The organism is Nocardia sp., from assembly GCF_025465275.1.
GTDB lineage: Bacteria > Actinomycetota > Actinomycetes > Mycobacteriales > Mycobacteriaceae > Nocardia.
Genome location: NZ_JAODNK010000022.1, coordinates 65,912 through 85,214, shown reverse-complemented (window position 1 = coordinate 85,214; position 19,303 = coordinate 65,912). Strand labels below are relative to the sequence as shown.

At 66.2% G+C, this 19,303-nt stretch carries 23 protein-coding genes and 1 pseudogene; 2 read left to right on the top strand and 22 right to left on the bottom strand.

The genetic code is table 11. From position 1 onward, the window contains the following. Together JWN03_RS05340 and JWN03_RS05335 are read right to left on the bottom strand one after the other, a co-directional pair. Positions 1–106 (bottom strand): annotated as a pseudogene (locus JWN03_RS05340) (pyridoxal 5'-phosphate synthase lyase subunit PdxS); the annotation flags it as partial. A gap of 129 nt (positions 107–235) precedes the next feature. Further along, positions 236–895: a winged helix-turn-helix transcriptional regulator gene (locus JWN03_RS05335; protein WP_297610549.1), complete on the bottom strand. Its 660-nt coding sequence runs from the start codon at positions 893–895 to the stop codon at positions 236–238. 77 nt (positions 896–972) lie between these two features. Here JWN03_RS05335 and JWN03_RS05330 point away from each other — a divergent pair, with 77 nt between their 5' ends. Beyond that, positions 973–2,106: an acyl-CoA dehydrogenase family protein gene (locus JWN03_RS05330; RefSeq protein ID WP_297610547.1), complete on the top strand. Its 1,134-nt coding sequence runs from the start codon at positions 973–975 to the stop codon at positions 2,104–2,106. Positions 2,107–2,358: 252 nt separating this feature from the next. Here JWN03_RS05330 and JWN03_RS05325 read toward each other — a convergent pair whose 3' ends face one another. The 10 genes from JWN03_RS05325 to JWN03_RS05280 form a co-directional block, all read right to left on the bottom strand. After that, positions 2,359–3,981 (bottom strand): hypothetical protein, encoded by a 1,623-nt coding sequence (locus JWN03_RS05325; protein WP_297610544.1) that lies wholly within the window; start codon positions 3,979–3,981, stop codon positions 2,359–2,361. An 88-nt stretch (positions 3,982–4,069) separates the two neighbouring features. Then, complete coding sequence (locus JWN03_RS05320; RefSeq protein ID WP_297610541.1) at positions 4,070–4,639, bottom strand: alkaline shock response membrane anchor protein AmaP; 570 nt, start codon at positions 4,637–4,639, stop codon at positions 4,070–4,072. Beyond that, positions 4,636–5,175: a DUF6286 domain-containing protein gene (locus JWN03_RS05315; RefSeq protein ID WP_297610538.1), complete on the bottom strand. Its 540-nt coding sequence runs from the start codon at positions 5,173–5,175 to the stop codon at positions 4,636–4,638. Before JWN03_RS05315 ends, JWN03_RS05320 begins: the two co-directional genes overlap by 4 nt. Further along, positions 5,172–5,513 (bottom strand): Asp23/Gls24 family envelope stress response protein, encoded by a 342-nt coding sequence (locus JWN03_RS05310; protein WP_297610536.1) that lies wholly within the window; start codon positions 5,511–5,513, stop codon positions 5,172–5,174. The genes JWN03_RS05315 and JWN03_RS05310 overlap by 4 nt, the downstream gene beginning before the upstream one ends. Next, positions 5,510–5,698 carry a hypothetical protein gene (locus JWN03_RS05305; protein ID WP_297610533.1) on the bottom strand — a complete coding sequence of 63 codons (189 nt, stop codon included), beginning with the start codon at positions 5,696–5,698 and terminating at the stop codon, positions 5,510–5,512. Before JWN03_RS05305 ends, JWN03_RS05310 begins: the two co-directional genes overlap by 4 nt. Before the next feature lie 27 nt (positions 5,699–5,725). Continuing rightward, on the bottom strand, positions 5,726–6,196 hold the full coding sequence (locus tag JWN03_RS05300; RefSeq protein ID WP_297610531.1) for an Asp23/Gls24 family envelope stress response protein: 471 nt from the start codon (positions 6,194–6,196) through the stop codon (positions 5,726–5,728). 96 nt (positions 6,197–6,292) lie between these two features. Next, a complete protein-coding gene (locus tag JWN03_RS05295; protein WP_297610528.1) occupies positions 6,293–6,598 on the bottom strand; it encodes a hypothetical protein in 306 nt (101 codons plus the stop codon). Next, complete coding sequence (locus JWN03_RS05290; RefSeq protein ID WP_297610525.1) at positions 6,595–6,972, bottom strand: Asp23/Gls24 family envelope stress response protein; 378 nt, start codon at positions 6,970–6,972, stop codon at positions 6,595–6,597. Before JWN03_RS05290 ends, JWN03_RS05295 begins: the two co-directional genes overlap by 4 nt. After that, positions 6,969–7,553 carry an Asp23/Gls24 family envelope stress response protein gene (locus JWN03_RS05285; RefSeq protein WP_297610523.1) on the bottom strand — a complete coding sequence of 195 codons (585 nt, stop codon included), beginning with the start codon at positions 7,551–7,553 and terminating at the stop codon, positions 6,969–6,971. The genes JWN03_RS05290 and JWN03_RS05285 overlap by 4 nt, the downstream gene beginning before the upstream one ends. Then, positions 7,544–8,104, bottom strand: coding sequence for an RNA polymerase sigma factor (locus JWN03_RS05280; RefSeq protein WP_297610554.1), 561 nt, complete (start codon positions 8,102–8,104; stop codon positions 7,544–7,546). Before JWN03_RS05280 ends, JWN03_RS05285 begins: the two co-directional genes overlap by 10 nt. A 168-nt stretch (positions 8,105–8,272) precedes the next feature. Between JWN03_RS05280 and JWN03_RS05275 the strand changes: the two genes are divergently transcribed. After that, positions 8,273–8,479, top strand: coding sequence for a CsbD family protein (locus JWN03_RS05275; RefSeq protein WP_297610520.1), 207 nt, complete (start codon positions 8,273–8,275; stop codon positions 8,477–8,479). Positions 8,480–8,928: 449 nt separating this feature from the next. Here the strand turns inward: JWN03_RS05275 and JWN03_RS05270 are convergent, their stop codons facing one another. From JWN03_RS05270 to JWN03_RS05225, 10 genes are all read right to left on the bottom strand, one after another. Beyond that, positions 8,929–9,591, bottom strand: coding sequence for an EthD domain-containing protein (locus JWN03_RS05270; protein WP_297610517.1), 663 nt, complete (start codon positions 9,589–9,591; stop codon positions 8,929–8,931). A 429-nt stretch (positions 9,592–10,020) separates the two neighbouring features. Continuing rightward, on the bottom strand, positions 10,021–11,061 hold the full coding sequence (locus JWN03_RS05265; RefSeq protein WP_297610552.1) for an NUDIX hydrolase: 1,041 nt from the start codon (positions 11,059–11,061) through the stop codon (positions 10,021–10,023). Next, entirely contained in the window at positions 11,061–12,185 is a 1,125-nt protein-coding gene (locus JWN03_RS05260) for a glycosyltransferase family 4 protein (protein WP_297610514.1), read from the bottom strand. Before JWN03_RS05260 ends, JWN03_RS05265 begins: the two co-directional genes overlap by 1 nt. Then, complete coding sequence (locus tag JWN03_RS05255) at positions 12,182–13,189, bottom strand: phosphatidylinositol mannoside acyltransferase (protein ID WP_366914365.1); 1,008 nt, start codon at positions 13,187–13,189, stop codon at positions 12,182–12,184. The genes JWN03_RS05260 and JWN03_RS05255 overlap by 4 nt, the downstream gene beginning before the upstream one ends. 20 nt (positions 13,190–13,209) lie before the next feature. Next, positions 13,210–13,881: a phosphatidylinositol phosphate synthase gene (pgsA, locus tag JWN03_RS05250; RefSeq protein ID WP_297610508.1), complete on the bottom strand. Its 672-nt coding sequence runs from the start codon at positions 13,879–13,881 to the stop codon at positions 13,210–13,212. An 80-nt stretch (positions 13,882–13,961) separates the two neighbouring features. Beyond that, positions 13,962–14,594, bottom strand: a complete 633-nt coding sequence (locus JWN03_RS05245) for an HIT family protein (protein WP_297610505.1) — start codon at positions 14,592–14,594, stop codon at positions 13,962–13,964. A gap of 3 nt (positions 14,595–14,597) precedes the next feature. Then, positions 14,598–16,649 carry a threonine--tRNA ligase gene (gene thrS / locus JWN03_RS05240; RefSeq protein WP_297610502.1) on the bottom strand — a complete coding sequence of 684 codons (2,052 nt, stop codon included), beginning with the start codon at positions 16,647–16,649 and terminating at the stop codon, positions 14,598–14,600. A gap of 112 nt (positions 16,650–16,761) precedes the next feature. Further along, complete coding sequence (locus JWN03_RS05235) at positions 16,762–17,388, bottom strand: (2Fe-2S)-binding protein (RefSeq protein ID WP_297610500.1); 627 nt, start codon at positions 17,386–17,388, stop codon at positions 16,762–16,764. 344 nt (positions 17,389–17,732) lie between these two features. Continuing rightward, positions 17,733–18,122, bottom strand: a complete 390-nt coding sequence (locus JWN03_RS05230; protein WP_297610497.1) for a hypothetical protein — start codon at positions 18,120–18,122, stop codon at positions 17,733–17,735. Next, on the bottom strand, positions 18,119–19,282 hold the full coding sequence (locus JWN03_RS05225; protein WP_297610494.1) for an AraC family transcriptional regulator: 1,164 nt from the start codon (positions 19,280–19,282) through the stop codon (positions 18,119–18,121). The genes JWN03_RS05230 and JWN03_RS05225 overlap by 4 nt, the downstream gene beginning before the upstream one ends. Positions 19,283–19,303 lie beyond the last annotated feature (21 nt).

Here is a 19,303-nt window from a genome sequence, read left to right as displayed (position 1 = left end):
CCATGATCACACCGCCCTTCAGCATCTCGGCCATGCCGCGCTTCACGCGGGCGGTGCCGATGGCGGGTGTGGTGTCGGGCGTGGTCACGGCAAACTCCTGTGTCATGTGGGCCAATCGATCGCTCGGACTCGAACACCATGAGTCTACGAGCACTGATCAGGCCACTTGATAGCCAGTCGGACACCACTGGACTGCAAGCCGGTCAGGACCGGTAAGCCAGATCACACCGGGCGGCTATCTCGCCGCAACGGGAGACAGCTGCAATACCGTGCTCATCCGGCGGGTCAGTGCAGCTGGGCCCAGGAATTCGAGCCGACCGGCGCGTATGGCGTGCAGCATCGGCACCCGGCCCAGCCACACCTGATACAGCGAGCTCACATCCGACGTAATGGTCACATCGACCGGAAATCCCGGATCGGAATCGCAGACCGACGGGATACCGGACTCCACCACGATCCAGTATCGGCGCGGATCATCGGTGAACAGGACACCGAGCACCGCCCGTTTGCCCGGGAATCCGGAGGTGTCCAACCGCGTATGCATCCACCAGACCAGCAGCTGCGCATCCAGCTCCGCCGGCTCGGGCTCACCGAAGGTCCAGCGCGCACCCCACGCACCCAGGCCGAAGAGAACGGGCTCCAGTTCGTACCCGGCGGCGCTGAGCACATAGCCGCCGTCCGCGGTCCGCTCCACCAGACCGGCCCGCTCGAACCGGCGCAGCCGGCGGGCGAGCAGGCTGCGCGAGAGCCCGGGCAGCCCGCGCGCCAGATCATTGAATCGCGTCGTGCCGGTGAGCAAGTCACGCAGAATGAGCAGCGACCAGCGCTCCCCCAGCAGGTCGAGCGCCCGCGAAATCGGGCAATACTGGCCGTAGCCTGCGGTCACGGAGTTCACGGTTCACCTCGTTGCGATTCGGACGAGTCCACTTTCTGGACTATTCGGTTATCGCGGGAATCCCTAGCTTCGACAACATGACATCGACTCTTCCCGAAACCACCACCACCGAGTGGATCGCGGCCGCCACCGCGGTCGGCGAACATCTGCTCGACGGCGTCGCCGACCGCGACCGCACCGGCGAACTCTCCACCTCCGCCTACGATCTGCTGCGCTCCTCGGGGCTGAGCCGGGCGCTCGTGCCCGTCGAATTCGGTGGTGGCGGCGCCACCCACCGCCAGATGGGCCAGATACTGCGGGAATTGGGCCGGCACGATCCGTCTACCGCGGTAGCCTTCGCGATGCATTCGCATCTGGTCGCCGCACAGGTGTGGCGGCACCGGCACGGCATCGATGCCCGACCGGTCTTCGAAAAGGTCACGGCGGGAGCGATTCTGGTCAGCACCGGCGCTTCGGACTGGGTGGATTCCAATGGCAGTGCGGTCCGGGTCGACGGCGGTTACCGGGTCAGCGCACGCAAGGCTCCGGCGAGCGGGTGCGAGCTAGGTGCGGTGGCGGTGACCAGCATCCGCTGGGAAGACGCCCCCGACGGGCCGCAGGTGCTGCACGTCGCCGTGCCGTTCGCCGCCCCGGGCGTCAGCATCGAGAAGACCTGGGACACACTGGGTTTGCGTGCAAGCGGTTCACACACGGTGGTGTTCGAGGATGTCTTCGTCCCCGATGCCGCGATCTCGCTGATCCGCCCGGCCGGCGTCTGGCCGCCGATTCTCAATGTCGTGATGGGTGCGGCCATGCCGCTGGTCATGGCGGCCTATCTCGGAATCGCCGACCGCGCAGTGGAATTGGTGACCGATCTGGTGGCCGGTCGTAGCGAAGCGCACACGCTGAGCCTGGCCGGCGAGATGATGAACTCTTACACTACGGCCACCGACCTGATCGATGCCATGTTCAGCGCCTCGGACAATCTGAACTTCGCCAATACCGACGAGCACGCCGCGCGCACCCTCAGCCGGAAGACCGTGGCCGCCGACGCGCTCGTCGCCACTGTGCGACTGGCCATCGAAACCGTCGGCGGCGCAGGCTATTCCCGCGGTTGCCCACTCGAAATGTGGTACCGCGATATGCACGGATGTCTGTTCCACCCGCTCCCGCGCGCCAAGCAGACCCGCTTCACCGGGCAGGTACTGCTCGGTCACGCGCCGCAGGGCTGATGAACCTGGACTACCTCACGGAGTCGTGGTGCCCAGCGGGTTGATCACGAACACCGTCGCCCAATACTCGGCCGCCGAAGGACCCAGGTACGGCATCAGGAAGTCGTAGAGCAGATAAGACACGAATCAGTTCACCTTCCACACACGGTCGGCCGCATCTCGTATGCGGCAAACCGAATCGACCCTAACCGAGATGCGGACCCGCCACATCCCGATCAAGCATTGCCCCGCTGGGCCCGCCCCAAACCTGGCTCAATCCCAGCGATCGACGGTGTAGCGCACCCGCACGCCGCCCGTGGTGACCCTGAATGTGTGTCCGACCTTGCCACCCTTCGACAACAGCAGTCCGCAGACCTCGGCCTCATCCTTGCCCGCGACAACAGCATCTTTCGCGTACGCCTCGAGCGTTTTACGGATCTCGTGGAGGTCGCTGCGGAGGAACTCCGGGAAGAAGCCCGCACCCTCCGTGTAGGTCGTATCCGTCGCACCCGCGAGGGCGAAGAGCACGGCCTGCTCACGTCCGGTGCAATCGACCTCGACATGCCAGGTCGCCGGATGCGGGACCACGGCCGTCACATCCCGGAACTCCCCCGGCCGCAAACCCCATTGGGCAGCCGGGGAGCCGTTGACATAGACGTACCAGGTCACGGGATTTCGGTTGTCCGGAGCATCCCACTGCACGATCGGGGGCGCGTCGGGATTCGCGGCGGTCACCATGGCCCCGTAGCTGGTGGCTGCCTGCGGCACCTCGAATTCGAGGCGTTCCGCGTCCGGAAGTACGGTGCGCGCGAACTTCTCCCAGGTGATCACCACCGGATCCGTGCCGAGATCGGTTGCCGCCCTGCCCTTCCGGGCCGGGACGAGGTGCCCGAAGACGCCCTCGGACCGTGGTGCGACCATGGCCCGCGACCACAGGGGCCGGACATCGGCAAGCTTCGCGAAACGGCGCTCCAGCGCACCGGCGGCCCGCAACTCGCCGATGACCCGCTCTGCGCGCGCGATCATCGCCGCCGTCGGCTCCGCGGTCGGCCGGCGGTACTGCAGCGGATGCATCTTCTCCGCGAAGCGCCGCTTGACGCTGCTGAAGGGCAGATCGTCGGCGAGATCGGTCAGCAGGGTGCCGATCATGCCGCTCTTGACGTGGCAATAGCCCGCCGGTGCGGTCGCGGCGGCCAGCCAGATGAGATTGTCGCGGCGGCGCTGCGCGGTATCGTCTTTTCCGCGCACCGCGCGGAGCTGCTGATGCAATTCCGACAGCCAGGTGCCGACGCCGAGTATCGCGTCCGAGCGATACAGCTGTTCGGTACGCAGCAGGGCCACCGCCTTTTTCACGACGGCGAGCGGAAATTCGGCCAGGGCGCGCTCGAGTGTGCCCCGGTCGGCATTCTTCGCGGCGACGTACTGGAAGGTCGTCGCAAGCGCCGAAGGCGTATGCACCAGATGCGCGGGCGGGATCACCGCGAGATGGGTCCATGAGCCGCGTTCCGGATCTCCCCAACTGGCCGCGCTCGAGCGAAAGACCGAGGTGATGGGCTTGCTCTCGACCTGTGCGGCCAATGCGGCCACCGCCTGCGCGTACTCCGGCGGCGCGGTATTCGCCGACCAGAGAACGGATTTCGTCTTCCCGTCCGGACCGACCGTCACCAGCCCGCCGTAGCGGCGTACGAACAACCGGCACGTGCCACAACTGTTCTCCGCGGCGAGTTCCGGAGTGAGGGCTCCGAGGAACACCTCGAACAAATCCTCGCCACCGACCCTGAACAGGGTGGAGCCCTCCGTGACGGTCTCCCGGAACACCTGCTGCACGCCGTTCAGAAACTCGTCGTACCGGTCATCGGCAGGCGGCTGCGCGCCTACGGCGGCTTGCGTTGTCATAGTGGCTTTTTCGATCCCTCGTCTCGGTCACCGAACCCGAGACTAACGCCCGACCACCGACTCGACCCAGGGAATAATGCAGTGCTGGTCAGCGCACGCGGGTGGTCTTCTCGGCGAACCGCAATTCCATGGTGACCGGAACGACCCCCACCCCCAGCGCCTCCCGCAGCCGGGCCACCGCCTCACCCAGAATCCGGCGGCGCAGCGCGGTGATATCCGCACCGGGCTCGGCCGTGACGATGAGATGCAGTTCGGGCGCGCGCCCCGGACCCGACAGGAACGCCGATACCGACCGGGCATCGGCGTAGCCCTCGATATCCGCCGCCACCGCATCGGCGGCCACCGACGAGGCCAACACCGTTGCCCCGGCAGACTTCCCACTCGACAAGTCCCACTCCACCGAACGCGGCATGCGGAACACCTGAGCGAGCAGCCAACGCAGGCACAGCAATCCGACCACCACCGCCCCGGCCACGATGACCAGCAGCACCCAGCGCGGGGGCGCACCCGTCCCCGGCGCCAGCGTCCCATGGGAATCCAGCCAGCCGAGGTGGCCGCGATTGGCGGCAATCGCGTACCCGCCCGCCGCCAGTAGCAGCAGACCGATCAGCCCCAGCAGTGCCCGGTTGAGTCGGGCCGGTCGATTGATCGCCGTCATCGGTTCTCCCCTTTACTGGTCGATCGCAGCCGCGTGCGAACGGTCGCCGGGCGGGCCGGGGCAATGCGCTCGAGCATGCGGGTCACCGCCTCCTGAACCGCGCCGTCCACCTCGCTCGAGCCGGTGCGCCCGGTGCGTGCCGAAACCAGAATCTTCTTGCTCCCCAAACGAACTCGCGCCGAATCCACACCGTGTACGGCGCCGGCTTCGCGGCGCAGGGCGGCGCGCAGACTCCGCCGAGACACCCCGGCTGAGCTGCCGTCCACCTCGTCGAGCGCCACCACGACCGGCCGTCCGGGCAGCAGCGCCAGCACCAGCAGCACCGCGCCTACGACCACGACGGCCACACCCGCGCCGAGCACCAGCCCGTCACTCCACCGGGTGTCGTGTAATCGGTGCGCGATCGAGTCGTAGGACACCACTTCCGACCTGCCCAGCAATCGCCCGATCAGCGAGACCGCCGTGAGGACGCAGAGCGCGAGCACCGCCAGCGCCACCACCACGGCCGGGCCGACCCGGCGCGGGCGGCGGATCACCGTACCCTCCGGTGCGCGGAACCGGTTGCCGCCGAGAGGGATTCGACAACCATGGCGGAGACGGCGATATCCAATCCTGTCACCGTCACCCCGGTGAGCTCGCCGGTCCGGCGGATCACATGGGTCCGGCACTCCTCCGCGATCCGGGTCACCGGCAGCGGATACCGGATCGGCAACCGCATGCTCAGTACGGCGGAATCACCCGACATGCGGGCATCCACCGTGACCCCGTCCGCCACGCCGTCGATCTCGCGGGCGGCGCGCGCCGCAATGCGTTCCACGGCACGCTTACTCACCGTCGTCCGTCCCGCAGGTTCGAGTACGACGGCGGTGGTCATCGCCGGCCCCGGTCCCGGGCCGATCGCAATAATCCGGACAGGTCGATCTCGCCGTCCAGCCAGCGCCCGGCGACCAGGCCCAGCGCGGCGAACACCAGGACGATGGCGAAAGCGCCGAATCCGCCGAAGGCAGCGGCGAATCCGAGGGCGAGACCGACGGCCAGGCAGATCGATGTGGCGTTCATCAGCGACTCCTCTACGAGGCGGGCGACTTACTGGACGCGAGTGACTCCGGAGGCGGGGGCGTCATCGTCTTCGGGGATGTAGACGTCATTGACATTGATATTGACCTCGACGACCTCGAGCCCGGTCATCTGCTCGATCGCGGCGATCACATTGCGGCGGATCGAATGCGCCAATTCGGCGATGGCGACACCGTATTCGACGACGATCTCCAGATCGACGGCCGCCTGCGTCTCGCCGACCTCCACCGAAACACCCTGCCCCACACTGGCGGAAGCACCGGGAATGCGGTCGCGGATGGCGCCGAACGCGCGGGCCGTGCCGCCGCCGAGATCGTGCACGCCGCGCACATTGCGGGCAGCCAGGCCCGCGACCTTCTGCACCACGATATCGGCGATGCTGGTGGTGCCCTGCTCGCTCTGCAGGGCGCTGGACGAGTTGGCCGGAGCCTTCCCGGTAGTGGTCTCGGCCTTCGGCTTATCGGTTGCGGTAGCGGTCATGTCTGCCTCCTGATTCCCTTGCGTTGGAAAGGATGAAACGAAACTGCCTTGGTGGGACACAGCATTCGGCCGCCTGTCACGGCGGCGTGACACAGGTCACGGGCCCGCCCCGAGCGCCGACGCATCGAGCTGGGTCACGACCAAGCGCACGGTCGCTCCGGACCACCGGGTGTCCGCGAGCAGCGGCTCGACTGCGGCGGTCACGCTCTCCAGCAGCGGCGGCAACGGCAAAGTGGTTGCGACAACCCGGATTTCGACGAGGCCGTCGCCCAGATCGATAGCGGTGGACCGGCTCGGCCAGGGCAGGCGCACGCCGTCCTTGATCGAGGATTCCAGTCGCAGGCCGGTCAGCGCCGACACCGCCCCGGCGATCTTGTCGGTCAATTCCCCCGTGTCCCTCACCGCGCCTCCGGTTCGATATCGACGACCAGCACCGACACCTCGTCGATGCGCACACCGGTCTGCTCACGCACGGTCCGCACCACCTGGTGCTGTACCGCGGTCGCGACCACACCGGCATGGCGTTCCGGGCCGATCGCGATCTCGAGCTGCACCGCGAGCACGCCGTCATCACGCAGCACGCGCACGCCATCGGTGGGCGCGGTCTCGAATCCGGTCCACAGCTGCCGCCCGGCCCGGGTCAATTCGGCGACCAGGCCACGCAGTCCGGGTTCGACTCGGACCACGCCCGGCACGGCGACCGCCGCCCGGGCGGCGACACCCGCCACCACGGCATCGGCGACGACGAGTTCGGACCGGGTAGCCGCAGCGCTCACCGGCCGCCCTCTTGGTAGACATCCACGATCGCGATATCCAGCCGTCCGACCAGCAGGCCCGTCCGAGCGGATGCCGCGGCCGTGACCCGTTCCCTGACCTTCGGCACCAATCCCTGGACGCCGTCACCGTTGACGTGCACCGCGATGGTCATCGAAATGTGCACGACGGTCTCACCTTCCGGGCCGATGCCGACATTGCGAATCCGGCAGCGCCGGGCACGCACGCCGGGCACGCTGTCGGCGGCGAAACGCAGCACCACCGCGGCGGCCTGCTCGCTCACCGCGACCGTGCCCGCATGCGGGGTCGGCAGGCCCAGTGCCTGGCCGCGCCGCAATTCCGCACGGACCGCGGACATGATGCGCTCGACCAGATCCGAGGGCGGTGGATCGGGTTCGTCGATCAGCTCCTGGGTCGCGGTGCGCAGGCCCAGCAGGCTGTCGCGCGCTGTCCGGCAGTGCACACAACTGGCCTCGTGTGCGTCCCCGCCACCGTTCTGCACGGTGCCGAGCCGTTCCCACACGCGTTCCAGGCCACGGCCGCAGGGCAGCAGATAGTCCTGCTCGGTGTCGGTCACCGCCATGGCTTCATCACCTCCGCCAATTGGGCTCGTGCCCGCGCTATGCGACCGCGTACCGCGGTGGCGTTCGCGCCGACGATCTCGCCGATTTCTTCATACGACCGACCGTGCACCTCGCGCAGTAGCCAGCAGGCCCGCTGTTCGGGGGTGAGCTGCTGCAGAGCCACGGTCAGCGCCTCGAGCTGGCTGTTGACCTGCACCGCATGCTCGGGCTGGGTTTCGGTGCGCGGCGATTCGGTGGCGTCGGGATCGACGTCGGCCGGAAGTTGCCGGGACCGCAGCAGGTTCAGGCAGCGGTTGGTGGTCATGCGGTAGAGCCACCCCGCGAAGGCGCCATCGTCCTGCAATTGGCCGATGCGCCGCCAGGCGGTCAGGAAGACCTCCTGCACGATGTCCTCCGCCTCGGCCCGATCCGCCAGGATCCGCGACGCCAGCCGGAACATCTGCCCCTGATAGCGAACGACTAGCTGCTCATAGGCTCGGACATCACCGTCACGCACCCGAGCAGCCAGGGTCGCATCGTCCGGCTCTACCTCGAGTGCTGCCTCTGGCATGGTCACAGCACCTCCTCATCGCTTACGACAGGAAGACCCCCGCCGTCGCGGATCGTCACGCAGCAGTCTCAGTGATCGTTGTCTCATCGGTTGCCGCGTGACAGTAGGCTGGCCGGAGTGTCCTGTCCGAGTACGACAAAGTTCGACCACCGATACGGAGGATTCGAAATGTCTCTCAGCGACAAGATCGGCCAGAAGGCTCAGGAAGTCGGCGGCAAGGCCAAGGAGGCCGCCGGCGATATCACCGGCGACGACGACCTGCGAGCCGAAGGCAAGGCCGACCAGATCGAAGCCGGCCTGGAGAAGGCCGCCGACAATGTGAAGGACGCCGTGGGCGGCGCCATGCAGGCGGTCAAGGACAAACTCGGCCGCTAGCCGCTCCGACTGCCCCCAATCACGAGAAGGGCTCGCTACCACCATATTTCATGGCTGTAGCGAGCCTTTCTTCGTTCCCGCCGGCCGAGCCGAGCGGCATTGTAGCCCAAAATGTGAAACGAATCACAGTTTGCATGAGATTAACCAGGTAGATCCGCATTTCGCGGATCCGAAGGGAAAGAAAATCATGTTGCTCTCACTGTTGATCAACACGTTCGGCGCAACGGCCGCGCTTGCCGCCAAGGCATTCCTAGCGACGCTGGGCTTCTTCATCTGATCGCCGCCCAGCACAGGAGCCAGGACCAACTCCCAACCCGCTCCTCGGAATCCGATAGCCACCACAGGTAACCACTGGTTATCAGCGGTGGCATTCGGCGTTTCAGGCCCGCGCACACCACTCAATTCGCCTGGGCCGGTGCGGAGTTCACGGTTCCTCTGAGCTCACGGCCTCACAGTTTGTACACGTACCGGCTGGTGGGTACCAGGTCGAGATCGAGGTGGGCGCCGAAGCTGACGACGCTTTCCATCATGCGAGTCACGCGGCGCTGGAGTTCGGCGTCGTCGTCCGCGCCGTAGAAGGCGTGTGCACTGGTCATAGCTGCCATGGGGAAGAGCTCCTCGACGAGAGCGTCGACGCGCTTGCCCTCCGTGACGGGCTCCAGGACGGTGTTCTGGACGTAGCCGAAGGTGTCCTGGGTTTCGATCGCCACCGGCGTGTGCAGATCGTGCCAGCGGTGCAGCCATTCCTCGCGGGTCAGGTCGGACGGGATGCGCAGCAGGGCGAAGTTCGCCAGCGCGGGAGTGCGCACCCCGTTTTCGACGGGCGGCGGCACGATCGGCGTCCGCTCGTCGACGATCCAGCCGTTCACCTCGGTGGCCACGGTGCCCAGGGCGGCGGTGACGGCCTCGTGCCCGCCGCCGGTCCGCACACTCACGATGGCGGCGATCGGCTCGTCATAGGTCGTGTGCCGGACCTGGGCCGCGGCCACTTCCGCGTCACGGACGTTCACCTGCCACTCGGTGGCCCCGATATCCGCCAGTCGGTGCCGCAGCTCCGCGGCATGCAGCCGCTCGTCCAGATCGGCTCCCCACAGTGCGTACATCAGCTTCATTTCGGACGTCCCTATCGCATAGCTGTCGTTGAACGGCTCACGGTAACGCCGACGGCACGAGCGGCCGCGCGCTTTCGGGGTCCGATCCCAGCCACCGGACTGCGAGAACGGCGGCCGGTCAAACACCTATTTTGATTTTGTGTCGAAAAGGGTGAAACGCATCACGGTTTGCGTGAGATTAACCGTGTACATCCGCAAACTGCGGAAAGGTCGAAAGGAAAGAAATCATGTTGCTAGGACTTGGACTTGGTGTACTCGGCGCAACCGCTTGGATCGCCGCCACCGCATTCCTCGCCACACTGGGATTCTTCATCTGAGCGAGGAATATGCACAAGGGCTCGAAGTATTAGGGGCCCTTTTCTCCGGAGTTCGAACGCCACCAAAGATGACCTCGGTTGTCTACGGTGGCGTTCGGCGTTCCGGGGGAGATCAGCGAATCGAGCGAACCTCGGGGTCGATATGGCCGTCAGCTGCGGTGATCGCTTCCTCCAGCAGCTCGTCCAGGTGGTAGGGATAGACTGTTTCACCGGATCGGTCGAGCGCCGCGATATCCGCGGGAGTGCACCATTTACTACCGGTAATCGACCGGCGTTCGACAAAATCCAATTTTGCCGGATTAGGTTCGAAGTTTTTAGCACGCAAGACGAAGAAGAGTTCTTCGGAACGAATCAGTTCGCCATTGAACGGGAATACCGCCACGCGACGCCAGAGCGGACCGTGCAGCCCTGAAGAGTCGGCAGGATAACCGGTTTCTTCATATAGCTCGCGAATTGCGGCTTCGCGCAAGGTTTCACCGGGATCGACACCGCCACCAATGGTGAACCAGAATTCGACATCGGGAACTTTCGGATCGCGACCGCGCAGCAGCAACACCCGATTCTCCTCGTCGAGCAGCAGCACCCGCGCGGAAGTGCGAACGGTATCGACCTCCAAACCGGTGGAGGCAGCGGCCGTCACGCGTTCGGCGATCTCGAAATACGTGGGCAGCGGCGCGGTTCCGCCCAGGTGCAGCAGACGGACCGACCGGCGCGTACGCAGCGCCAAGGTGTCGCGCACCGCATCATTGTGAAAGCGCCTGGCAATCAAGACCCGAGCCTCGGCATCGGCGAGCTCAGCCACCAGCTGCGGCGGCAATTGCGAGATCTCCACGCCGGAAAGCGCTCCGGCCAGCTGATTCTCGATCGTCTCGCGATCACGCCAGTCGGTGCGCTCGGCCCGTCCTGCAAGGGCGCCGAGGTGGCGGGCCTGATTGGCGCGGTCCACATCGGCGCCGACACCCAGCACGGTGGCCACCGTCCGCGCCACCACCGTGCGGCGGTCGAGCGCGGCGCTCAAGGCATTCCGCGCCTGATCACTGCGCACGTGCAGCCGGTCGAGGCGATTGGCGGTGGTGTAGGCCCAGACGCCCAGGGTGATGACAAACGCCGCGATTAAGGCGAGAACCAGAATCGTGGTCGCGGAGAAAGTGATCATCCAGCGGTCCTGACACGGATATCGCCCACGGTGACAGTCTCGTAGACCCGCAGGATCTGCTCGGCCACGACCGGCCAATCGTATTCGCCGACAACCTGATTCGCGGTGCGGATGAGCTCTTCGCGGCGTGCGGTATCGGTGAGCACGCCGTCGAGCGCCGCGGCGAGCAGGTCCGAATCGCCGACCGGCACCAGCATGCCCGCGGTCCCGTCGCGCAGCACCCGGCGGAAGGCGTCCAGATCGCTGGCGACCACGGCGGTTCCGGCGGCCATGGCCTCCACCAGCACGATGCCGAAGCTTTCGCCGCCGAGGTTGGGCGCGCAGTACACATCGGCGCTGCGCATGGCCGAGGCCTTCTCCGCATCCGAGACCTGCCCGAGAAAGCGCAGGTGTGAGGCATTTTCACCGGCTTCGCGGCGCAGTCGCTCCTCATCGCCGCGGCCCACGATCAGCACCTCGATATCCGGATGCCGGCGCACCAGTTCCGGCAGCGCGCCCAGCAGCACATCCATGCCCTTGCGCGGCTCGTCGTAGCGGCCTAGAAACAGCACAGTCCCACCCCCGCGCGGGTACCCCGCCAGCAGCGGGGCGTGCGCGAAGGCCGGAACATCGACACCATTGGGGATTTCGACGGCATCCCCGCCGAGCGCCTCCACCTGCCAGCGCCGCGCCAGCTCGGAGACCGCGATCCGCCCGCTGATCTTCTCGTGGTACGGCCGCAGCACACCCTGAAAAGTACTGAGTACCAGCGATTTTGTGGTCGAGGTGTGGAAGGTCGCCACGATCGGGCCTTCGGCGATCTTCAATGCCAGCATCGACAGGCTGGGCGCATTCGGCTCGTGAATGTGCAGCACGTCGAAGTCGTTGTCGCCGATCCAGCGGCGGATGCGGGTGTACGCGGTGGGGCCGAAGGACAGTCGCGCGACGGACCCGTTGTACGGAATGGCGACCGCCTTGCCTGCGGACACCACATAGTCCGGCAGCGGTGTGTCATCGGCGGCGGGCGCGAGCACGCTCACCTTGTGACCGCGTTCGAGCAGTACCTGCGCCAGTTCCACGACATGCGACTGCACTCCGCCCGGCACGTCGAACGAGTACGGGCAGACCATGCCGATTCTCATAGTGCTGCGTCTCCCCTGTGCCCATCGACGCCGTGTGCCGCCTCGGGCTCCCGAATCCCCACTTGATCCTTTGTCACTGCCTGCTGCGCCGCCGCGATGCGGTCCAGCCGCGACTGCGACAAATCACTTTCCCACAGCGGTTGCAGCATGTGCCAGTCGGCGGGATGGGCGGCGATATTGGCCGCGAACCGATCCGCCAGCAGTTGGGTCGCCGCGGCCGCACCGCCCGAAACATCCAGCGCCGCTTCCGTCTTGAAGCCCCAGCCTTCGCGGCCCTGCGCATCGGTGGCGTTCCAGCAGTGCACCGGAATGAGCGCCGCACCGGTCTCGATCGCCAGTTTCGCCGGACCCGCGGGCATCCAGGTGCGTTCGCCGAAGAAGTCCACCGGCACACCTTTGCCGGTGAGATCGCGCTCGCCCAGCAGGCACACCACGCGGTTCTGTCGCAGCCGCTCCGCCAACTGCGGGAACGGCGGCTGCTCACCGCCGGTGAGCGGGAACACCTCGAAGCCGAGGCTTTCCCGATATTCAACGAAGCGCTCGAACAGGGATTCCGGTTGCAGCCGTTCCTGGACCGTGGTGAAGGGACCGTGGTTCTGCACCAGCCACACACCGGCCATATCCCAGTTGCCGGAATGCGGCAGCACCAGCACGGCGCCGCGACCGGCGGCCAGCGCGGCCTCCAGATGCTCCGCCTGATCGACGAACAGCTGGCCCGACTTCACCATTCCGGCATGGTCCATGGTTTGCAGCCGGAACGCTTCCCGCCAGTAGCGGGCATAGGACCGCATGCTCGCGCGGATCAGATCGTCGGGTACCTGCTCGGGAGTCGAGCCGATGACCCGGGCGAGGTTGCGCCGCAACTGATTCGGGTGCCCGGCGTGCGCCTTCCGATTCATCCGACGAGCGGCGGCATCGGCTCCGGCATTGAAACCGCGGCGCGCCGCGCCCTCCGGAAGTCCGCGCACCAGAGCCCATCCGGCCGCGTACGCCTTATCGGTCATCGCGGACGTGAAATCGGTGCTCACCGCTGGTGTTCCTCCGGCGCCTTCGCCACGGGGGCGATAATGTCGCGTGCGCCAGGCGAATTGCGCACGGCCAGCACACGCTGAAAGACAGTGACGATGCTGAGCACCGCCAGGATGTAGATGGCCACATACACGGCGTAGGTGAGCCAGTCGATCTCGAAATACCCGCCGATGCCGGTCAATCCGGCGCCGACGAGCCCGATGACCAGCCGGTCGGGGCGCTCGATAATGCCGCCGTCGGCCGAGAGTCCGCTGGCCTCCGCGCGCGCCTTGGCGTACGAGATGACCTGCGAGGTCACCAATACCACCAGCGTAGCCGCGAAAAGCACCTTCGAGTGCTCGTGATAGACGGCCCACCAGGCCAGACCACCGAAGATGGCGCCGTCGGCCACCCGATCACAGGTGGCATCGAGCACCGCACCGTATTTCGTACCGCCGCCACGCGCCCGGGCCATCGCGCCGTCCAGCATGTCGAACATGACGAACAGCCAGATCACCATGGTTCCCCAGAACAGGTGACCGGACGGGAACAGCGTCACCGCCGCGGCAATCGAGGCGGTGGTGCCGATCAGCGTCATGGCATCCGGTGTGAGTCCGGTGCTCACCAAGGCTTTGCCCAGGGGCGCAGTCGCTTTGGCGAACGTCTCGCGACCGAAGAAGCTCAGCACGCTATTCGGATTCCTTCCGTGCCTTGCGGGACACCCGCACCCGGTCGGCTCCGATGAGCCGCTGCGCGATTGTCGCTCATCTACGCCTCCTTCCAGGCCTCCGCCAGCAGTGCCCGGGTTTCCCGTAGCAGCTGCGGCATGACCTTCACTCCGCCGACGACGGTAATGAAGTTCGCGTCGCCACTCCAGCGGGGCACGATATGTTGATGCAGGTGATCGGCGAGTGAACCACCGGCAACGCCACCGAGATTCAGGCCGACATTGAAACCCTCCGGCCGCGACACCCGCTTCATCACGCGAATCGCCTGCTGGGTGAAGGCCATCAGCTCGGTGCTCTCGTCGAGCGTGAGGTCCTCGAGATTGGCCACCCGGCGGTAGGGCACCACCATCATGTGGCCGGGGTTGTACGGGTACAGGTTCAGCACCGCGTACACGAACTGGCCGCGCGCCAGGACCAGGCCGTCCTCATCCGACATCTCGGGGATATCGGTGAAGGGATGACCGGTCTTCTTGGGCGCGTCTGTATCCGACTCGTCGGCGGGCTTGCGCTCGCCGGTCGCCCCGGTGATGTAGGACATGCGGTACGGCGTCCACAGCCGCTGCAAGCGGTCCGGGTCACCGGCGCCGCGATCGACGATCGTCTCTCGCGGCGTCGAATCTGCAAGCCCCGCAGCGTCTTCGGAGAGACCGTCGGGCGCCGTGAATTCGCTCATGCCCTACCCGTTCGCCTTCTCGAAACGCTGCGCGGTCGGAGAGACGTTCTCGCGGCGGCGGATCCACTCGACGATCGTTGCCACCGCCTCCGCGACCGGCACACCATTGACCTGGGTGCCGTCGCGGAAACGGAAGCTGACCGCGCCCGCCTCCACATCCTTCGCGCCGGCGAGCAGCATGAAGGGCACCTTCTGCGCAGTCTGATTGAAGATCTTCTTCTGCATGCGGTCGTCGCTGCGATCGACCTCGGCGCGCACGTCATGGTCGCGCAGCTGCTCGATCACACCGTCCAGGTGCTCGGCGAAGGCCTCGGCGACCGGAATGCCGACCACCTGCACCGGCGACAGCCAGGCCGGGAACGCGCCCGCGTAGTGCTCGGTCAGCACGCCGAAGAAGCGCTCGATGGAACCAAACAGCGCGCGGTGGATCATGACCGGCCGGTGCTTCTGGCCGTCGGAGCCGGTGTACTCCAGCTCGAAGCGGTCGGGCAGGTTGAAGTCCAGCTGGATGGTGGACATCTGCCAGGTGCGGCCCAGCGCGTCCTTGGCCTGCACGGAGATCTTCGGGCCGTAGAAGGCCGCGCCGCCCGGGTCCGGCACCAGGTCCAGGCCGGAGTCGGTGGCCACCTTGCGCAGGGTTTCGGTAGCCTCTTCCCACAGTTCGTCGGAGCCGACGAACTTCTTGGGGTCCTTGGTGGATAGCTCCAGGTAGAAGTCGTCGAGGCCGTAATCGCGCAGCAGGCTCAGCACGAACTGCAGCGTGGAGGTGAGCTCCGCGTGCATCTGCTCCTTGGTGCAGTAGATGTGCGCGTCGTCCTGGGTCATGCCCCGCACGCGGGTCAGGCCGTGGATGACACCGGACTTCTCGTAGCGGTAGACCGAACCGAACTCGAACATGCGCAGCGGCAGTTCACGATACGAGCGGCCGCGCGAACGGAAGATCAGATTGTGCATCGGGCAGTTCATCGGCTTGACGTAGTAGTCCTGGCCGGGCTTGCGCACGGTGCCGTCGTCATTGAGCTCGGCATCGAGGTGCATGGCCGGGAACATGCCGTCGCGGTACCAGTCCAGGTGGCCGGAGACCTCGAAGAGATGGCCCTTGGTGATGTGCGGGGTATTGACGAACTCGTAGCCCGCGGCGATGTGCCGGCGACGCGAGTAGTCCTCCAGCTCCTTGCGGATGATGCCGCCCTTGGGGTGGAACACCGGCAGGCCGGAGCCCAGCTCGTCCGGGAAGGAGAACAGGTCCAGCTCCAGGCCGAGCTTGCGGTGATCGCGCTTCTCGGCTTCGGCGAGCAGGTTCAGGTACTCCTCCTGCGCCTCCTGCGATTCCCAGGCGGTGCCGTACACGCGCTGCAGATCCTCGCGGCTCTGATCACCCCGCCAGTAGGCGGCCGAGCTGCGGGTCAGCTTGAACGCGGGAATGTACTTGGTGGTGGGGATGTGCGGGCCGCGGCACAGGTCGCCCCACAGCTTTTCGCCGGTGCGCGGGTCCAGATTGTCGTAGATGGTCAGCTCTTTGCCACCGACCTCCATGACCTCCGGATCGTCGATGCCCGACTTATCGGAGATCAGCTCCAGCTTGAACGGCTCCTTGGCCAGTTCGATGCGAGCTTCCTCGACATCGGTCACGCGGCGCGAAAAGCGCTGTGCGCCTTTGATGATCTTCTTCATCCGGGATTCCAGCTTCGCCAGATCCTCCGGGGTGAAGGGGCGATCGACCTGGAAGTCGTAGTAGAAGCCGTCCTTGTTGGGCGGGCCGATGCCGAGCTTGGCCTCCGGGAACTCCTGCTGCACAGCCTGCGCGAGCACATGCGCGGCCGAGTGCCGGATCACGCTGCGGCCGTCCTCGGAATCGGCGGTGACGGCTTCGACCTCGGTGTCGGTGTCCGGAATCCAGGACAGATCCTTGAGATAACCCTCCGCGTCGCGGACGACGATGACGGCGTCGGGACCCTTGCTCGGCAGGTCGGCCTCGCGCACCGCGGCACCCGCCGTAGTCCCGGCCGACACCCGGACGAGGGCGACTGGGCTCTTCGGGGCTGTGGTGGTCACGGCTGCGCACTCCTAGGCATTGTCGTAAGCGCGGGAATTCCCCGCGATGTCTGGCCGGTCCATGCTATCGGCACGGTGGTGGCGGTGCGCCGATGGACCGGCTGCCGGGGTGTCAGCCGCGCGCGGCCAGCTCCGCGAGCAGTACTTCGCGCTGAGCCGCAGGTCGTTTCGGGCAACTGGTGCACATCTCGCAGCCCGGAACCTCGAACACCAGGCAGCAGGAGATGCGACGCACAAAAGTACGGCCCCCGATATCACTGAATCGGGGTACCGGGAGCCGTCCCGCCACCTCCCTGGCCAGCAGCGCACCCGATTCCTGAGCGCCGGCATCGAGCGCGCGATTGCCGATGGCATCGGCGACGATCGCCCACAGCGACGCCACCCCCGCACCCGATACCTCCGCCACTACAGGCACCACCCGCGAGAGCGTGTGCCGCAGCGCATGCCCGACAGATTCCGTAGGCGCCTCGTCCGCAGCCGTCCCCGCCAGCGGCAGCACCCGCTCCACTCCCCCATCCGGCCGAATCTCGCAGCCGATGCGCTCCAATGTGGGATCCAGCGCCGGCAACCCATGCGCATAAGCGCCGACAATCGGATCCACCAGCGACGATGCAGCCATGCACCACCAGAGGGTCCCGGACACCCGAGAATCCCCCGTCCCCCACGAAATACCCATCTCGGAGATCCGCTCCCCCAGCCACTGCGCATCCAGTAGCCGAGTACCAGGCACTTCACTCATCCGAACAGGGGGCTGCGCAACCATTTCCATCGGACTCCGATCCAGCCGCCACCACGGGGGCTCAACACCAGAATGTCACTGCCAGGCCATAGCGGCCGTAGACGGCCCCACATTAGGGGGCAGCACGTCAACCTCCCCGCAGGCGCGCCGGGGATCCGGTCTGACCGGTCATTCACTCGGCTCAGAGTGCGAAAACTGTTGCCTGAGCTAGATTTTTGTCCGCTAAGGCCGATTCTGCGAGCCGTCAGCAGCCGGGCCTGCCATTTGCCATCGAGCGAGTCGATCGGGCATGGTCCGCGCCGGATTCAGGTTCGATCGGCGCGCACAGGATGTCCGAGCCGCCGTCACGGTGACTTGCGAACCAGGCGGACTCGCATTCGCCGGGCGCGTTTGTGGTCCGACAGTGGGGTCGGGCGGCGTCGAGGGCGGCCGTAGCGCAGCAACTCCATCAGTAGATCCTCTGCGGCGCGATACTGCGGGAGGTCGACCCAGAGCCGCCACACCACGTCCGGGTCGCCGCGCTCCAGGACGGTCGTGCGCACCGGTAGGACGTAACCTGCGATTCCCGCGTCGGTCAGCGCGAAAAGTACTCGGTAGACCTGTGACTCGGTCAAGTCGGCGAGGACTCCCCAGGCACGGGCGTTCAGCCCGTTGGTCAAGCCGCGGGAGGGGACCCAGTGGCGGGTGCCGCGAGAGTCGGACCACGGATCGGGAACTTCACGTGCCGTGGTCATCGCGCCCGGCCGTCCACGAGGTGCCTATCGACCGGCGATCCCTCAGGGCCGGAACCGAATAGCTGTTCGCGCATCTGTGCCGGGGTCTGCCCGTAGTGCTCTCGGTAGGCTTCCCGAAACCTGCGAGTGCTCGGGAATCCTTCCTCGAAGGCGATCCTGTCCATATCGACCGGCAGCGCAAGGGACAATCGCCGATGTGCGCGCTCGACGCGGATCGTGCGTAGCAGCGCACCCGGCGACAGGTATCCGGCACGCTTCAGCACCTTGTACAGCGTCCGCTCGCCGATGCACAACATCGCGGCGATGGTCTCCGGGGTCACCCGGGGATCGTTCGCGTGGTTTTCGATCAGGCGTCGTGCGCGTTCGGCGTCTATCGCGCGCTTGCCGGATTTGATGGCGGGAGAGGGGTTCAGCGCTCCATCGAGCAGCGTGAGCGCGCTGAAGAATGCGACGCTGAAATCCGCTGCCGTCCAACCCTCGGCCTCGACGAGCATTCGAACCTGCGCCTCCAGTGCACGCACCAGGGGACGCTTCTCATCCAGCGCGAGCGAGGCATTCTCGGCGCGTGCGGAATCGATCGATTTCTCGGGGACGGTCATGATCAACGCGCTGATCGTCTCGGTGTGCGTCATCCACAGTGGGCGGCCCCAATGGAAGAAGCAGATTCTGCCAGGGTGGAAGACTTCCCTGGAATCGCCTTGTTCGAACTTGAAATGACCTTGCAGCGGGATGAGGAGTCGATAGCTGTTGTCACCGTCGCATTGCACATTGCGTCGTGAGCGCTGGTAGTCGAGTGCGCCGGAGGTGAACCTCACGACCTGGAATTGGCCGACATTCTGGGCATAAGCATCCGAGCGAAAGCCGGCGCCGAACGCCAGCCGAACCGATCCCTGCCGCTGCTGGAGGTACTCGTACCAGGACGCCGCCGGGTCGTCATCGTCGGTCGAGAAGGTCTCTGTCCCGTACTCCGCATCGATCACGCCGACCCTTTCGTGCACCAGCGCAAGCCTACAAGGGGACGGCAGACGCCGCCCGGCTGACGGGCCCGCCCGGGCGGCAGGTGTGGCGGGCAGAAAACGACCGCGAATGGGCAGGAAAACGGTAGAGGCCCGGTGGCAGTGGAACCTACTGTGCGAGAGAAGCTTTCGACTCGAGACCAAGAAGGGACAGACCAAACGCCC

Bases quoted from the DNA above. Each gene is read 5' to 3' on its own strand.
- JWN03_RS05280 (WP_297610554.1), bottom strand. From the start codon at position 8,104: ATGCCAGAGGCAGCACTCGAGGTAGAGCCGGACGATGCGACCCTGGCT.
- JWN03_RS05260 (WP_297610514.1), bottom strand. From the start codon at position 12,185: ATGAGAATCGGCATGGTCTGCCCGTACTCGTTCGACGTGCCGGGCGGA.
- JWN03_RS05320 (WP_297610541.1), bottom strand. From the start codon at position 4,639: ATGACGGCGATCAATCGACCGGCCCGACTCAACCGGGCACTGCTGGGG.
- JWN03_RS05330 (WP_297610547.1), top strand. From the start codon at position 973: ATGACATCGACTCTTCCCGAAACCACCACCACCGAGTGGATCGCGGCC.
- JWN03_RS05230 (WP_297610497.1), bottom strand. From the start codon at position 18,122: ATGACCACGGCACGTGAAGTTCCCGATCCGTGGTCCGACTCTCGCGGC.
- JWN03_RS05275 (WP_297610520.1), top strand. From the start codon at position 8,273: ATGTCTCTCAGCGACAAGATCGGCCAGAAGGCTCAGGAAGTCGGCGGC.
- JWN03_RS05255 (WP_366914365.1), bottom strand. From the start codon at position 13,189: ATGACCGATAAGGCGTACGCGGCCGGATGGGCTCTGGTGCGCGGACTT.
- JWN03_RS05285 (WP_297610523.1), bottom strand. From the start codon at position 7,553: ATGGCGGTGACCGACACCGAGCAGGACTATCTGCTGCCCTGCGGCCGT.
- JWN03_RS05325 (WP_297610544.1), bottom strand. From the start codon at position 3,981: ATGACAACGCAAGCCGCCGTAGGCGCGCAGCCGCCTGCCGATGACCGG.
- JWN03_RS05235 (WP_297610500.1), bottom strand. From the start codon at position 17,388: ATGAGTGAAGTGCCTGGTACTCGGCTACTGGATGCGCAGTGGCTGGGG.
- JWN03_RS05300 (WP_297610531.1), bottom strand. From the start codon at position 6,196: ATGACCGCTACCGCAACCGATAAGCCGAAGGCCGAGACCACTACCGGG.
- JWN03_RS05245 (WP_297610505.1), bottom strand. From the start codon at position 14,594: ATGAGCGAATTCACGGCGCCCGACGGTCTCTCCGAAGACGCTGCGGGG.
- JWN03_RS05270 (WP_297610517.1), bottom strand. From the start codon at position 9,591: ATGAAGCTGATGTACGCACTGTGGGGAGCCGATCTGGACGAGCGGCTG.
- JWN03_RS05305 (WP_297610533.1), bottom strand. From the start codon at position 5,698: ATGAACGCCACATCGATCTGCCTGGCCGTCGGTCTCGCCCTCGGATTC.
- JWN03_RS05310 (WP_297610536.1), bottom strand. From the start codon at position 5,513: ATGACCACCGCCGTCGTACTCGAACCTGCGGGACGGACGACGGTGAGT.